The following is a 15028-nucleotide window of genomic DNA, read 5'->3' on the forward strand; positions in this document are numbered from 1 at the left end:
TGCGGGTTCTGGTGCTGAGGTTGTTGCTCAGGCTTTAGCTGACCTTACCGCAACACTGCTTGTACTTCTTGCCAGACCCACAGGGACAAGGTTCGTTGCGCCCCACCTTGCGCTCCTGGCGAACAAAGGTCTCCGGGGTGCCCTGAGCCTGGTTACCCTGGCCAGCGTCCTCACCCTGAGTGGCGCTGGTCTGTTCGTGTTGCAACTTGGCCCGAGCCATTTCCCGCTCAAGTTCTTCCTTGCGGCGGCGCTCGATTTCTTCCATCTCTTCGCGGCTCTGAACCCGGACATGGCACAGCACACGGGTGACGTCACGCTTCATGGTATCGAGCATGGTCTCGAACAGGTTGAAAGCTTCGCGCTTGTATTCCTGCTTAGGATTCTTCTGGGCATAACCGCGCAGGTGAATACCGCGGCGCAGATGATCCATGTTCGACAAATGCTCTTTCCAGAGGGTATCGAGCACCTGCAGGAACACCTGCTTCTCGAACTTGCGCATGGGCTCTGCGCCGGCAATCTCTTCTTTCGCCTTATATTCGGTGACGATAGCGTCAAGAATCTTCTGGCGCAGGTTTTCCTCGTAGAGCTTGCTGTCTTCGTCCAACCACTGCTGAATCGGCAAATCAATGGCCATCTCAGACTGCAACTGCGATTCCAACCCGGCCACATCCCACTGCTCCGGCATGCTCTGGGGCGGGATAAACTCGCTGACCATGGCGTCAACCACATCACTGCGAATGGTATCCACCATCTCGGAGATGTCGTCAGACGCCATCACCTCGTTACGCTGATCATAGATCACCGTACGCTGATCGTTGGCCACGTCATCATATTCCAGCAGGGTTTTACGCATGTCGAAGTTACGACCTTCCACCTTGCGCTGGGACTTCTCGATGGCATTGGTGACCATCCGGTGTTCGATGGCCTCGCCTTTCTTCATGCCCATGGCCTGCATCAGGTTCTTCACCCGCTCAGGGGCAAAAATCCGCATCAGGTTATCTTCCAGCGACAGGAAGAAACGGGAGGAACCCGGGTCGCCCTGACGGCCGGCACGGCCCCGCAACTGGTTATCGATCCGCCGCGATTCGTGGCGCTCGGTGCCGATAATATGAAGACCACCAGCATCCAGCACCTGATTGTGGCGCTCAGTCCACTCGGCCTTCATACGGGCAACTTCTTCCTCTGACGGGTTACCCAGAGCGGCCACTTCGTATTCCCAGTTACCACCCAACACAATGTCCGTGCCACGGCCGGCCATGTTGGTTGCGATGGTCACCGCTCCGGGGCGGCCCGCCTGGGCAATAATCAGCGCTTCTGAATCATGCTGCTTGGCGTTAAGGATCTTGTGCTCGATCCGGGCTTTCTTGAGCAGCATGGACAGCAACTCAGAGGCTTCGATGGATGCCGTACCCACCAGGATTGGCCGGCCTTCACCGGTCACATCCTTGATCTCATCAATGATGGCGTGAAATTTTTCTTCCTGGGTCAGGTACACCAGATCGTTGTAATCAATCCGCTGAATCGGCTTGTTGGGCGGAATCACCACCACGTCCAGACCGTAGATCTGGCGGAATTCGAAGGCTTCGGTATCGGCGGTACCGGTCATACCGGCCAGCTTGTCGTACAGACGGAAATAGTTCTGGAAGGTGGTCGATGCCAGGGTCTGACTCTCGGCCTGGATCTTCAGGCCCTCTTTCGCCTCGATGGCCTGGTGCAGGCCTTCGCTCCAGCGACGGCCCGGCATGGTCCGGCCAGTATGCTCATCAACGATCACAACCTGACCGCCCTGAACGATGTAATCGACATCCTTCTGGAACAGGTGATGAGCCCTCAGAGCTGAGTGAACGTGGTGCAGCAGGCTCAGGTTGGCGGCCGAGTACAGGCTTTCGCCCTCTTGCAGCAAGCCCCGTTCCAGCAGCAACTCTTCAACCTTCTCATGACCAGCCTCGGTGAGTTCCACCTGGCGGGACTTTTCGTCGATGGTAAAGTCACCGGAGCTTTCTCCGGATTCACTGACCTCACCTTTTTCAAGGTTCGGAATCAGGGTATTAATGGCCTGATAGAGTTTCGAGGAATCTTCCGCCGCACCAGAAATGATCAGGGGGGTACGGGCCTCGTCGATCAGGATAGAATCCACCTCATCCACGATGGCAAAGTTGAGACCGCGCTGGACCTTGTCATCAATACTGAAGGCCATGTTATCGCGCAGGTAGTCAAAGCCGAATTCGTTGTTGGTACCGTAGGTGATATCTGCCTGGTAGGCGGCGCGTTTCTCTTCCGGTGGCTGGCCGGCAACGACCACACCAATGGTCAGGCCAAGGAAGCGATACAGCTTGCCCATCCACTCGGCGTCACGGCTTGCCAGGTAATCGTTGACGGTTACAACATGAACGCCCTTGCCGGGCAATGCGTTGAGATAAACCGCCGCGGTCGCCACCAGGGTTTTACCCTCACCGGTCTTCATCTCGGCAATGCGGCCTTCGTGCAGGGTCATACCGCCAATCAGCTGTACGTCGTAATGACGCATGCCCATCACCCGGCGACTGGCTTCACGAACGGTGGCAAAGGCTTCAGGCAGCAGGGCATCCAGGGCTTCGCCCTCATCGAGGCGCCGGCGAAATTCTGCGGTCTTGCCCTGCAACTCGGAATCCGACAACCCGCCCAGCGCCTCTTCAAGTTGATTGATGCGCGTAACGGTTTTGCGCATCCGCTTGATTTCTCTGGCGTTTTTACTGCCGAACATCTTCGTTGCAAGCTTTGTGAACATAGACCACTGCTTCTTCAGTTAAACGGAGGAAGCCGGCATTCTAACCTTATTTGGCGACAGGACAAAAGGTGGGGTTCACGGGAATGGAATCAGCGGCTTGCGCGCTGGATATATTTCTCAGGATTTTCGGACTTGCCATTGCGGATTACTTCAAAATGCACGTGGGGGCCAGTAGACCGGCCGGTGCTCCCCATCAGCGCGACAACCTGCCCCTTCTGGACCACATCACCGGTTTCAACCTTAATGGTCTTGGCGTGGGCATAACGGGTAACCAGCCCGTCGCCGTGATCCACCTCAACCAGATTGCCGTAGCCAAAGCGATCACCGGCATAGGTCACAACGCCGGCACCGACAGTGATGATGTCACTGCCTTCCTTCCCTGCCAGATCCACTCCGGCATGCCAGCGGCGCTTGCCGGTAAAGGGATCGGTACGATATCCATAAGGGGACGACAACCAACCCCAGGTAATGGGACGGCCCTGCAGATACAGCTCGTCTTCAAGCTTGTTGCGGGACGCCACCTTATCAAGCAATCGCAGCTGCTTTTCGCGATCATCCAGCGTGCGCTCCAATTGCTCGATCATATCGGTCAGCTCAGGGGCGCTGTAGGACTCACCCCCCATACCATCTTCTGGCCCACCAACGGCCGCCGGCTGATCAAAATTGAACTCATCGCTGGCCACCAGCCCCGACTCAACGAAGCGCTGACCAAGGGCATCCAGTCGCAGAAGGCGCCCCTGGATGTCACCAAGCCGAAGTGTTAGCGCGTCCACCTGCTGCTGCACGCTCTCCCGAACCCGGGTCACCTCGGCCCGCTGTTCCTGAAGCTTGTCTTGCCAGGTGGAGACCAGTTCGGTCTCTGTGGGCTTTTTAGCTTCCGCCTTTGCCACGGCCACCTGATAACCCGCCCAGCCAGCCGCCAACAGCAGCGCCAGCACGGTAAACACCAGAGCTGTAACAACGCCGGCGTTGAGCGCGATTGCCCGGGAACGGCCGTGGCGTTTGCCAACGAATATTACGTTCATATCGTCATTCGATTTCATTGAAGAGCCGCATACCTGTCCCTGTAGTGCTGCGGCCCGGAAATAAACATCCGAGCGGTTCTGCTATCCTTGGCAACAACTACGTACTGATAAATCGCAGCGCCCGGTAGACATACTCATTACCCACAATGTAAAACGAGTGTGTTATCAGCGCTACGCACAAAGCGTGCCGAAGTGTAACCAATCGTAAACAGTCCCGTCGAGAAAAAAGCCGGTTATGAGCAAAAAAAATGACCAAAAAATGATCTTTGGCAAAGTGGCTTCCAGCACCGGCTCCACTCTGAAAGCCCTGCTGACCAAAGCAGAACTCCACCAGCAGGCGGAGCAACTGGTGCTGGACGCGATTCCGGAAGAACTGGCAGATGGCACTCGTTTTGTCAGCTGCATCGACGGAGAACTGGTGCTGGCCACAGACAATGCCAGCAAGGCTACCCGGCTAAGGTTCCGGCAACACGAGATTATGGAAGCGTTACGGGAGCAGGAGCTGTTCAGATTTGTCTGGAAAGTCCGCATCAAGGTGTCACCCCTGAGGTACCGCGACAAACCGGTGGTCAAAATGACGCCCCTGAGCAAAGAAAATGCCCGGCTCCTCAAAGAGGAAGCCGGGCACACGAAGGATAAAGCACTACGCGAGGTTCTCGAAAAACTCGCAAGCCACGTCCGGGATTAAGGCCTCCCGCCTTAAGCCTGGGCCGCCAGCACGGGCTTCATGTAAGAGATGGGGGCGGTCGCTTCATCGTCGAAAGTCACCACTTCCCATGCGTCTTCTTCTGCCCTGAGCTTGCGCAGCAGCTTATTATTCAGGTCGTGACCGGATTTGATGCCGCGGAACTCGCCAATCAGGCTGTTGCCCAGCAGGTAGAGATCTCCGATCGCGTCCAGAACCTTGTGCTTGACGAACTCATCATCGTAACGAAGGCCATCTTCGTTAAGAATCTTGTAGTCGTCGACCACAATGGCGTTATCAACACTGCCACCCAACGCCAGGTTCATCGCACGCAGCTTTTCGATATCGCGCATGAACCCGAAAGTACGGGCACGGGAGACCTCCTTCACGAATGACGTGCTGGAGAAATCCACCGTTGCGGTCTGGGCGCGACCCTTGAACACCGGATGGTCAAAATCGATACCAAAGCTGACCTTGAAGCCTTCAAACGGCAGGAAGGTCGCTTTCTTGTCACCTTCTTCGATGGTGACTTCCCGCTTGATGCGGATAAAGCGCTTGGCGGCATCCTGTTCGGAAATGCCGGCCGACTGCAGCAGGAATACGAACGGCCCAGCTGAACCATCCATAATCGGCACTTCCGCCGCGCTTAGTTCCACGTAGCAGTTGTCAATGCCAAGACCAGCCATGGCTGAGAGCAAATGCTCTACGGTCGCCACACGGACACCGTCATTTACCAGCGTCGTGGACAGCATGGTCTCACCTACATTTTCCGCGCATGCCCGGATCTCTACCATCGGGTCGAGGTCCGTACGGCGGAAGATGATGCCCGTATCAACCGGAGCCGGCTTCAGGGTCAGGTAAACCTTTTCCCCTGAGTGCAGGCCGATACCGGTCGCACGGATGGTATTTTTGAGTGTCCGTTGTCTGATCATCGGTTCATCATTCCGTCACAAAAAGTCGATATTCTGAGCAAAAAACTGCCCGGAGAATATCAGAATTCAAGACTGAGTACCATTTAGCCAACATGACTTTACTTAAAAATTGCAATAGTCATCCGCTATGGCCAACCAGCTCACGTTTATTCTGGACTAAAGGTTCCATTTAACTGCGTTGAAACCGATACCCCCGAACACAGGTGAGACAGATTATCAATCAGCCTGCCGGCGAAGGAATGCGGGAATATCGAGATAGTCCACGCCCTGCTCTTCGCTTTCTTTGCTCTGGTCCAGCGCCACATTGCCCTGCGAAACCGCACGACGACGCAGCACAGCAGGCCGGTCCAGCTGGTTGTAATCGGTTTTGCCATCCAGTGTGCGTGAGTTATCCACCACCTTGGTGGGCTTTTCACGCTCACCGCCGAGACCGGTTGCCACAACGGTAACTTTGAGCTCGTCGGTCATTTCCGGATCGATAACCGTGCCCACCACTACCGTGGCGGCGTCGGAGGCAAACTCACGAACGATGTCGCCAACTTCGGAGAATTCGCCCAGGTTGAGATCCATGCCGGCGGTAATGTTGACCAGGATACCCTTGGCGCCCTGAAGGTTGATGTCCTCCAGCAGCGGGCTGCGAACGGCGGCCTCTGCGGCTTCACGGGCGCGGTTCTCGCCAGTGGCACGGCCGGTACCCATCATCGCGTTGCCCATTTCGGACATCACGGTTTTAACATCGGCGAAGTCAACGTTGATCATACCGTTACGGGTGATCAGGTCAGCGATACCCTGAACCGCGCCCAGCAACACGTCGTTGGCGGAGGCAAAGGCGTCCAGCAGGCTGGTCTTCTTACCCATCACCGCCAGCAGCTTCTCGTTCGGGATGGTGATCAGGGAGTCAACGCTCTCGCCCAGCTCTTTCAGACCGGACTCGGCCACGCTCATCCGCTTGCCACCCTCAAACTGGAACGGCTTGGTGACAACGGCGACGGTCAGGATACCCAGTTCCCGAGCTACTTCTGCCACGACCGGTGCGGCACCGGTGCCGGTTCCACCACCCATGCCAGCGGTGATAAAGACCATATCCGAGCCACTGAGTGCCTCCGCAATGCGGTCGCGATCTTCCAGGGCAGACTGACGCCCCACTTCCGGGTTGGCACCAGCACCCAGGCCCTTGGTGATATTGCCACCCAGCTGGATAATCTGGCGGGCGTCCAGGTCTTTCAATGCCTGGGCGTCGGTGTTGGCGCAGATAAATTCCACACCTTCGATGTCGCTGTTAAGCATGTGACGAACGGCATTACCGCCACCACCGCCAACACCGACAACCTTGATTACTGCGTTTTGCTGAACACTATCAACGAGTTCAAACATATCCCCTACTCCTTCGTGCTGTGTCCGGTCTTTCCAGACCGGTTTATTTCGATCGTTTTGTGTTTTTCGAGATACCTTCGTGCACTACCTGCTGATTCACCGTCAGAAGTGACCGGTAAACCAGGCTTTCATGCGCTCAACCAGAGAAGGCGCATCCTCCCCCTTGAGCACCGGCGCCCGGCCAAGATCCATTTGCCGGAAGCCATGAATCAATAACCCCACACCAGTGGCGTAGATCGGGTTATTGACCACTTCTGTCATGCCGGAGACCGCCTGCGGACAAGCGAGCCTTACCGGCATGTGGAAGATTTCTTCGGCCAGCTCCACCACCCCTTCCATGGTGGATGAACCGCCCGTAATCACGATGCCTGCGGGAATCATGTCTTCGAATCCCGAGCGGCGAAGCTCCGACTGCACCAGCGTGAACAGCTCCTCGTAACGGGGCTCCACCACTTCTGCCAGCGCCTGCCGCGACAGGTCTCTGGGCGCCCGGTCCCCGACGCTGGGCACCTTGATGGTTTCATCGGCACCGGCGAGCTGAGTCAGCGCACAGGCGTATTTGATCTTGATCTCTTCGGCATTTTGCGTTGGCGTGCGCAGCGCCATGGCAATGTCATTGGTGACCTGATCACCGGCAATGGGAATCACCGCGGTATGGCGGATCGCACCGCCGGTAAACACCGCGATGTCAGTGGTTCCCCCACCGATATCCACCACGCAGACACCCAGCTCCTTTTCGTCCTCGGTCAGAATCGCGTGGCTCGATGCCAGCTGCTCAAGGATGATGTCGTCTACCTCAAGGCCGCAGCGCTTTACACATTTCTCGATGTTCTGTGCCGCGTTGACCGCACAGGTCACCAGGTGCACCTTGGCTTCCAGGCGCACACCGGACATGCCCATGGGCTCCTTGATGCCTTCCTGGTTATCAATCACAAACTCCTGCGGCAGGATGTGCAGAATTTTCTGATCGGCCGGTATGGCAACCGCCTGGGCCGCGTCGATCACCCGGTCAATATCCGCCTGAGTCACTTCCCGGTCGCGGATGGCCACAATGCCGTGGGAATTCAGGCTCTTGATATGACTGCCCGCAATGCCTGCGTAGACCGAGTGAATACGGCAGCCAGCCATCAGCTCGGCTTCTTCCACCGCCCGCTGGATGGCCTGAACCGTGGTTTCAATATTCACCACCACCCCCCGCTTGAGGCCGCGGGACGGGTGTGAGCCGATACCAACCACTTCGATGGTTCCATCCATCTTGCGCTTGCCGACAATCGCAACCACCTTGGAAGTTCCGATATCCAGGCCGACAATCATGTTTTCCGTTTCAACCGATGACATGTGTTTCACCAAACCCCAGGTTCGTAATAATCGTTATCAGGATTTCGGCGCGGCGGTTGCCACGTCCGACTTCCACTGCACCGCCACGCCGTTGGAGTAGCGGGCATCAACCCGACTGACTTCGTCCACTCGAGAAGCCAGGCGGTTCTCATAAACCGTAATAAAACGCTCAAAACGTTGCTCGACCTTGTCGCGCCCCAAAACCACCTCAATGCCGTTTGACAGCGTGAGTGTCCAGGCACCCCGTTGTTCCAGGGACAAGCCAGCAAATCCGAGCCCGTAACCAGCCAACTGGTCACTCATGGTGCGGGCCATGGAAATCACCTCTCGCACCCGCTCATCCGGCCCCGCCAGCCTGGGCAATCTGCCCGCCACTTCCGGGTTGGAAGGCAGGAACAGCTCGCCTGACCGGCTCACCAGTCGCCCGTCCGTCCAGTACGCCAGTGGCTTTTTCTCCCGGATATCGATCTCCAGTCGCCCTGGCCAAACCCTCCTCACCGCCACAGACGCTATCCAGGGCCGCTGCTCCAGCTGTGCTTTCACTTCGGCCAGATCGGTGGCGAAGTAACTCTTGCCAATCCAGGCGCTTGCCGCCCGCTCAACCGCGGTTGCACTGTCGCCCACAAATTCGCCGCGCACATCCACAGCAATAATCTGCTGGTCCATGGCCGTCAGCAGCCGATCGGTTGCCCAGGGCACCATGGCTGCCAGCAAAACGATGGTTGCTCCCAGCCCCACTTGCAGCCAGGGCACCGCCGACAGTACGCCTCTCAACACACCAAACCGGTCCCGCTCCGGTCCGACTGAGGTTGCCCCCCGTCGCCGGGGCGGCTCGGGCGGTACCGCCCGGCTCCGGATCAGTAATGTTTCAAGCATTCGTCGCCTCCGGCAGAGTGTCTTTGAGAATCCGCACTACCAGTTCTTCAAAGCTGATGCCCGCTGCCTTCGCGGCCATCGGCACCAGACTATGGTCAGTCATGCCGGGGACAGTGTTCGCCTCCAGCAACCAGAATTCGCCGTCAGCATCCTGCATGATGTCGACCCGCCCCCAGGTTCTGCACCCGAGCACCCGAAAGGCGTCCAGCGCCAGGTGCTGCAACCGGACTTCATCGTCCGGGGCCAGGCCACAAGGGATCCGGTAACGGGTATCGTCGGCAAGATACTTGGCGTCGTAGTCGTAAAAGGTATGGTCGGTACTCAGACCAATGGCCGGCAACGCTTTGTCCTGAAGCAGGCTGACGGTAAATTCCGGCCCCTCAATCCACTGTTCCACCAGCACAAGGTCATCGATTTCCGATGCCTTCCGATAGGCCTCCGCCAGCTCCTCGGCATTGTGAACCTTGAAGATCCCGATACTGGAGCCTTCGTGGGCCGCCTTGACACTCAACGGTGTGCCTAGGCTCTGGATAATCTCATCCGCCTCCGCGGCGGAGGTCATGGCCCTGAACGCAGGCGTAGGCAAACCGCAGCCCTGGAACACATACTTGGTACGTAACTTGTCCATTGCCAGGGCCGAGGCCAACACCTCGCTGCCGGTGTAGGGAATGCCCGCCTGCCCCAGAATCGCCTGCAGGGTGCCGTCTTCGCCGCCACGACCGTGCAGGGCAATAAACACCCGGTCGTACTCCGGAGCTTCGACGGTTTTCAGCAGGCAGCCACGCACATCAATGCCAAAGGCATCCACACCGGCCGACTGCAACGCCGACAACACAGCCTGGCCACTCTTCAGGGACACCGCCCGCTCCGCGGAATCGCCGCCCATGAAAACCGCCACGCGCCCGAAGGCTTTCACCAGTTCCGGCGAAGCCTGATAGGGCTGTGCGTTGGTATGACTCAAATCACTCACTTGCTCACTCCCGCCGCAGCCAGTCGTGCAGCAACGCCACCAATATCGCCGGCACCCTGGGTAATCAGCAGGTCGCCGTCTTTCAGGGCACTTTCCAACAGGTTTTCGATTTCTCGGTTTTCCTCGACGAACACCGGCTCAACCTTGCCACGCTGCCGGATACTACGGCACAGCGCACGGCCATCGGCACCGGGTATTGCCGGCTCGCCGGCTGAATACACATCCATCAACAACAGGCCGTCCAGTTCCGACAACACACGTACAAAGTCCTCGTACAAATCCCGGGTACGGGTGTAGCGATGGGGCTGGTACAGCATGACAATGCGCCGGCCAGGCCAGGCATCGCGAGCGGCACGGATAACGGCTTCCACTTCCGTGGGATGGTGACCGTAATCGTCTACCAGTGTTACCGACCCTTGTGGAATCCGGTAGTCGCCATACACCTGGAAGCGCCGGCCGACACCGGCAAAGCCCGCCAGGCCCCGACATATTGCCTGATCATCCACGCCTTCATCGGTGGCGACGGCAATGGCAGCCAGAGCATTCAATACGTTGTGACGGCCCGGCATTTTCAGCTCGACCGACAGGTCTGAGCGATTCCCGGGGCGGCGCACCACAAAATGGGTTCTCAGGCCATCGGAATGGATCTGCTCGGCCCGATAATCCGCATCTGGATTGTCGATGCCGTAGGTAATGATGGCCCGGGATATCCGCGGAATGATTTCCTGCACATAGGCGTCGTCCACGCACATCACGGCAATGCCGTAAAATGGCAGGTTGTGCAGAAAGTCCACGAACGTCTGTTTCAGTTTTTCAACATCACCGCCGTAAGTATCCATGTGGTCGGCTTCGATGTTGGTTACTACCGAGATCACCGGTGTCAGATGCAGGAACGAAGCATCGCTTTCGTCCGCTTCTGCCACCAGATAACGGGAGCCACCGAGCTGGGCATTGGTGCCGGCACTGTTGAGCTTGCCACCAATCACAAAGGTTGGGTCGAGGCCCGCTTCGCCGAGAATCGAGGCGATCAGACTGGTGGTCGTGGTTTTGCCGTGGGTGCCAGCGATGGCAATGCCATGGCGATAACGCATGATTTCCGCCAGCATTTCTGCCCGGGGCACGATCGGCACACGGCGACTGCGGGCAGCAGTAACCTCAGGGTTGTCGCCGGCAACCGCTGAGGAAACGACAACCACGTCTGCCTGTTCACTGTTCTCCGCCCGATGACCGATCTGGACTTCTACGCCCATGGCGCGGAGACGGCCGGTAACCGGGCTTTCTTTCAGGTCTGACCCGGACACCTCGTAGCCCTGGTTCTTGAGGACTTCTGCAATACCACTCATGCCGGCACCGCCAATACCCACAAAGTGGATGCGGCGAATCCGGCGCATTTCCGGCACCTGATAGACCAGCGGCGGATTGGTTACATCAGCCATTGGCGGCCTCCAGACAGTAATTCACGACTCTCTCCGTTGCATCAGGGCGGGCCAGTGAACGGGCGGCCTTCGCCATTGTCGAAATTCGTTCCCGGTCGCCAGCGAGATCTTTCAAGGTCTCGGCCAGCACATCCGGCGTCATCTTTGGCTGGGGGATCAGAATGGCCGCCCCGGCCTTTACCATATGTTCGCCATTGCGGGTCTGGTGATCGTCCACCGCGTGCGGGAAAGGCACCAATACTGCGCCGACACCAGCGGCACAGAGTTCTGACACCGTCAGGGCGCCGGCCCGGCACACCACGATATCGGCCCAGGCGTAGGCCTCGGCCATGTCCCGGATAAACGGTTCAACACTGGCCGCAACACCGGCTGACTCATAGGCATCCCTGGCCTCTTGTGCATTCTTTTCACCGCACTGGTGCCGAACCTCCGGGCGCAGCTCCTCTGGCAACAACGCCAGTGCCGCCGGAACCTGCTGGTTGAACACCCGGGCTCCCAGACTGCCACCCACCACCAGAATGCGCACCGCGCCGGTTCGGCCATTGAGGCGACGTTCCGGCTCGTCAATTTCTGTCACACCCTTGCGCACCGGGTTGCCGGTACAACGAGTAACCACATGGCTACCGAAGCTACCGGGGAAGGCTTCGAGCACCGTTCCGGCAACGCGGGTCAACCAACGATTGGTCATGCCGGCGATGGCGTTCTGCTCATGGATCACCAGGGGCACGCGCTGCAGGAAGGCAGCCACGCCACCGGGGCCAGTCACAAACCCACCCATGCCCACGACGCAATCCGGCTTAATCTTCCGCAGCAGAGTGAACGCCTCACCCAATGCACGCATCAGCCGGAACGGTGCCAGCACCAGGGCCAGCTTGCCTTTGCCACGAAGCCCGGAGATATGGATCAGTGACAGCGGAATATCGGTTTCGCCAATCAGCCGCTCTTCCATACCGCCCCTGGCCCCCAGCCAGAACACCTCATGACCTCTTTCCTGAAGCGCACGGGCGGTCGCCAGCGCGGGGAAGACGTGGCCACCGGTGCCACCAGCCATCATCAGAAAACGACGGGGTTCACTCATACACTGCGCCTCCCCGTGTTCGTTTGCTGGTTTGTTCCGAATTCATGCGCACCTTATCAAGCCGCTCAATTTCGACCCTGGCCAGCACGCCGATGGCAATGCAGGTCATCATCAGACTGGAACCACCGTAGCTCACCAGCGGCAGCGTCAGCCCTTTGGTGGGCAACAAGCCGGTGCTGACCGCCATATTGATGCCTGCCTGCAGGCCCATCAGCAGGGTGAGGCCATAACTGAAGCACGCACCGAATGGCATACCAGCCTTCTCCGCCCGCCGAGCGATCACGAACCCGCTCACCACCAGCGCAGTGAACAATGCCAGCACCATCAGCGAGCCCAGCAAACCGAACTCTTCGGCGATGATGGCGAAGATGAAATCGGTATGCGCTTCCGGCAGATAAAACAGTTTCTGGATCGAGTTACCCAGTCCAACGCCGGCCCACTCGCCCCGCCCGAAGGCAATAAGTGACTGGGTAAGCTGGTAGCCGGTGTCAAACTGATCTTTCCAGGGGTCCAGATAACTCACTACCCGCTTGAGACGGTATGGCTGGGTGACCACCAGAACGGTTCCCAGTAACGCGAGGATGCCGATCAACGGAGCAAAGCGGGTTAAACGAACACCGCTCAAAAAGATCATGCCCGCTGCGGCGGTAACCAGCACCACGGTGGCACCGAAGTCTGGCTGAATCACCAGCAACACCGACGCCAGCCCCAGCACCACCAGGGGTTTCAGAAATCCGGACCAGGTGTTCAGCAACTCTTCACGGCGCCGAACCACGTATCCGGCCAGATAGGCGATCAGGCATAGTTTCGCCACCTCGGACACCTGCACATTGAAGAGCCCCAGCGGGATCCAGCGGGTAGACCCGTTTACCGTGCGCCCAAGGGGTGTCAATACCAGTACCAGCACCAGCATACCGATACCCAGCAACAGCCACCCGCTGCGCTCCCACCAGGACACCGGCACATTCACGGCGACGAGGGCCATGAGGCAACCGAGCGCGGCAAACAGCACCTGCCGGATCACGTAGTGATAACTGTTGCCCATGGTGGCTGCGGCCATATCCATGGAGGCAGATGAAATCATCACCACGCCCAGCACCAGGAGCGCGACGGAGGTCACCACCAGCACTGGCAGGGGCTGGAGATCGCCTAACCAGGCTTGTGACCGATAGCTGGCAGCACCCATCTGCATCATAGGGCCTCCACCAGCGCACGGAACTGGTCTCCGCGGTCGTTATAATCCCGGAACATGTCAAAACTGGCGCAAGCCGGTGATAACACCACCCGGTCGCCTGGCTGCGCCAGACGGTGAGCCTGGTCGACGGCTTCCGCCATAGAACCGGCCTTGGCAGTGTCTACGCCGCCGGCCATTACCCCGGCAATGGTGTCGGCATCACGGCCTATCAACACCACCGAACGACAATGACGGGCCACAGGCTCCGCCAGGGGCGAGAAATCAGCGCCTTTCCCGTCGCCACCGGCAATCAGGATTACCTGGCCGTCTTGCGGCGCCAGGCTTTCTATCGCGGCAACGGTGGCACCCACGTTGGTGCCTTTGGAATCGTTGATGTAATCAACGCCGTCCAGTTGCCGGATAAATTCACAGCGATGGGGCAAGCCGGTGAACTCACGTGCCACCCCAAGCATGACCTCCATTGGCAGGCCCGCTGCCTGGCCGAGGGCCAATGCGGCCATCACATTGCTGATGTTGTGCCGCCCCATCAGCCTGAGCTCACTGGCCAGCAACAGGTTGTCGAACCCGAAGGTTATCCAGGTACCCTGATCGTCGTCCCGCGTGCTGAAAGTCTCCGGGTTCACCCGATTAAAACCAAAACAGATAAACCGCAGGTTATCCCGGGCCATGGGAGTGCTCAGGGCGTCGTCGAGATTCACTATGGCGTTCTTACAGCCCCGGTATATCCGCTGTTTTGCCTGAAAATACGCCATTTTGTCCGGATAACGGTCCATGTGATCGTCGCTGACATTGAGTACCGTGGCGGCCTCGGCGTTCAGCTCCTCGGTGGTCTCCAGTTGGAAACTCGAGAGTTCCAGTACGTACAGATCTGCGCCCTGACCAAGGAGATCCAGGGCGGGTGTACCGATATTGCCGCCCACCTTGACGTTCCGCCCCGCCGCCCGGGCCATTTCGCCAACCAGGGTGGTGACTGTTGTCTTGCCGTTGGAACCCGTGATCGCAATGATGGGCGCATCTGCCGCTTCGGCAAACACATCAATATCGCCGCGAATTCGAGCACCATTCTTGGCGGCAGCGGCAATGGCCGGCTCCGCAATGGCAATACCCGGGCTGACTACCAGTTCGTTAAAACCGGCAAACAACGAGGGATCAAACGCCCCGAGGTAAACCGGCACATCCGGCCAGCCCGCACGAAGCTCTTCCAGCCCCGGCGGATTCTCGCGGCTATCAGCCACGGCAATGTCGCGGCCCGCTCCGGACAGATAACGCACGCAGGAGAGCCCGGTTTTACCGAGCCCTACTACCAATGTGCGACGATCCGAAACAATGACACTCATAGCCGTAACCACTAC

General features: G+C 58.4%; 12 protein-coding genes. 1 reads left to right on the top strand and 11 read right to left on the bottom strand.

What is annotated here, in order from left to right; translation table 11 throughout:
* Positions 1-34 precede the first annotated feature (34 nt).
* Positions 35-2767, bottom strand: coding sequence for a preprotein translocase subunit SecA (secA, locus tag ABIE59_RS04160; protein WP_354444511.1), 2733 nt, complete (start codon positions 2765-2767; stop codon positions 35-37).
* Between the two features lie 89 nt (positions 2768-2856).
* Positions 2857-3792, bottom strand: coding sequence for a M23 family metallopeptidase (locus ABIE59_RS04165; RefSeq protein WP_354444513.1), 936 nt, complete (start codon positions 3790-3792; stop codon positions 2857-2859).
* 235 nt (positions 3793-4027) lie between these two features.
* Here ABIE59_RS04165 and ABIE59_RS04170 point away from each other — a divergent pair, with 235 nt between their 5' ends.
* Positions 4028-4480, top strand: coding sequence for a DUF721 domain-containing protein (locus ABIE59_RS04170; RefSeq protein WP_354444515.1), 453 nt, complete (start codon positions 4028-4030; stop codon positions 4478-4480).
* 11 nt (positions 4481-4491) lie between these two features.
* On the opposite strand, the gene lpxC is transcribed toward ABIE59_RS04170, so the two are convergent.
* The 9 genes from lpxC to murD form a co-directional block, all read right to left on the bottom strand.
* Positions 4492-5409, bottom strand: a complete 918-nt coding sequence (gene lpxC, locus ABIE59_RS04175; RefSeq protein WP_354444517.1) for a UDP-3-O-acyl-N-acetylglucosamine deacetylase — start codon at positions 5407-5409, stop codon at positions 4492-4494.
* A 216-nt stretch (positions 5410-5625) separates the two neighbouring features.
* Positions 5626-6783, bottom strand: a complete 1158-nt coding sequence (gene ftsZ / locus ABIE59_RS04180; protein ID WP_058091003.1) for a cell division protein FtsZ — start codon at positions 6781-6783, stop codon at positions 5626-5628.
* A 102-nt stretch (positions 6784-6885) separates the two neighbouring features.
* Complete coding sequence (gene ftsA, locus ABIE59_RS04185; protein ID WP_291828255.1) at positions 6886-8121, bottom strand: cell division protein FtsA; 1236 nt, start codon at positions 8119-8121, stop codon at positions 6886-6888.
* Between the two features lie 36 nt (positions 8122-8157).
* Positions 8158-8997, bottom strand: a complete 840-nt coding sequence (locus ABIE59_RS04190; RefSeq protein ID WP_354444520.1) for a cell division protein FtsQ/DivIB — start codon at positions 8995-8997, stop codon at positions 8158-8160.
* Complete coding sequence (locus ABIE59_RS04195; RefSeq protein WP_354444522.1) at positions 8990-9967, bottom strand: D-alanine--D-alanine ligase; 978 nt, start codon at positions 9965-9967, stop codon at positions 8990-8992. The genes ABIE59_RS04190 and ABIE59_RS04195 overlap by 8 nt, the downstream gene beginning before the upstream one ends.
* A complete protein-coding gene (gene murC, locus ABIE59_RS04200; protein ID WP_354444524.1) occupies positions 9964-11403 on the bottom strand; it encodes a UDP-N-acetylmuramate--L-alanine ligase in 1440 nt (479 codons plus the stop codon). Before murC ends, ABIE59_RS04195 begins: the two co-directional genes overlap by 4 nt.
* Complete coding sequence (gene murG / locus ABIE59_RS04205) at positions 11396-12481, bottom strand: undecaprenyldiphospho-muramoylpentapeptide beta-N-acetylglucosaminyltransferase (RefSeq protein ID WP_354444526.1); 1086 nt, start codon at positions 12479-12481, stop codon at positions 11396-11398. The genes murC and murG overlap by 8 nt, the downstream gene beginning before the upstream one ends.
* Positions 12474-13673, bottom strand: a complete 1200-nt coding sequence (ftsW, locus tag ABIE59_RS04210; RefSeq protein WP_354444584.1) for a putative lipid II flippase FtsW — start codon at positions 13671-13673, stop codon at positions 12474-12476. Before ftsW ends, murG begins: the two co-directional genes overlap by 8 nt.
* Entirely contained in the window at positions 13673-15013 is a 1341-nt protein-coding gene (gene murD, locus ABIE59_RS04215) for a UDP-N-acetylmuramoyl-L-alanine--D-glutamate ligase (RefSeq protein WP_354444528.1), read from the bottom strand. Before murD ends, ftsW begins: the two co-directional genes overlap by 1 nt.
* Positions 15014-15028 lie beyond the last annotated feature (15 nt).

This window comes from Marinobacter sp. MBR-99, from assembly GCF_040547575.1.
In the GTDB taxonomy this organism is placed as follows: Bacteria; Pseudomonadota; Gammaproteobacteria; order Pseudomonadales; family Oleiphilaceae; genus Marinobacter.

Bases quoted from the DNA above. Each gene is read 5' to 3' on its own strand.
- lpxC (WP_354444517.1), bottom strand. From the start codon at position 5,409: ATGATCAGACAACGGACACTCAAAAATACCATCCGTGCGACCGGTATC.
- ftsA (WP_291828255.1), bottom strand. From the start codon at position 8,121: ATGTCATCGGTTGAAACGGAAAACATGATTGTCGGCCTGGATATCGGA.
- ABIE59_RS04165 (WP_354444513.1), bottom strand. From the start codon at position 3,792: ATGAACGTAATATTCGTTGGCAAACGCCACGGCCGTTCCCGGGCAATC.
- ftsZ (WP_058091003.1), bottom strand. From the start codon at position 6,783: ATGTTTGAACTCGTTGATAGTGTTCAGCAAAACGCAGTAATCAAGGTT.
- ABIE59_RS04170 (WP_354444515.1), top strand. From the start codon at position 4,028: ATGAGCAAAAAAAATGACCAAAAAATGATCTTTGGCAAAGTGGCTTCC.
- murD (WP_354444528.1), bottom strand. From the start codon at position 15,013: ATGAGTGTCATTGTTTCGGATCGTCGCACATTGGTAGTAGGGCTCGGT.
- secA (WP_354444511.1), bottom strand. From the start codon at position 2,767: ATGTTCACAAAGCTTGCAACGAAGATGTTCGGCAGTAAAAACGCCAGA.
- murG (WP_354444526.1), bottom strand. From the start codon at position 12,481: ATGAGTGAACCCCGTCGTTTTCTGATGATGGCTGGTGGCACCGGTGGC.
- ABIE59_RS04190 (WP_354444520.1), bottom strand. From the start codon at position 8,997: ATGCTTGAAACATTACTGATCCGGAGCCGGGCGGTACCGCCCGAGCCG.
- murC (WP_354444524.1), bottom strand. From the start codon at position 11,403: ATGGCTGATGTAACCAATCCGCCGCTGGTCTATCAGGTGCCGGAAATG.
- ftsW (WP_354444584.1), bottom strand. From the start codon at position 13,673: ATGCAGATGGGTGCTGCCAGCTATCGGTCACAAGCCTGGTTAGGCGAT.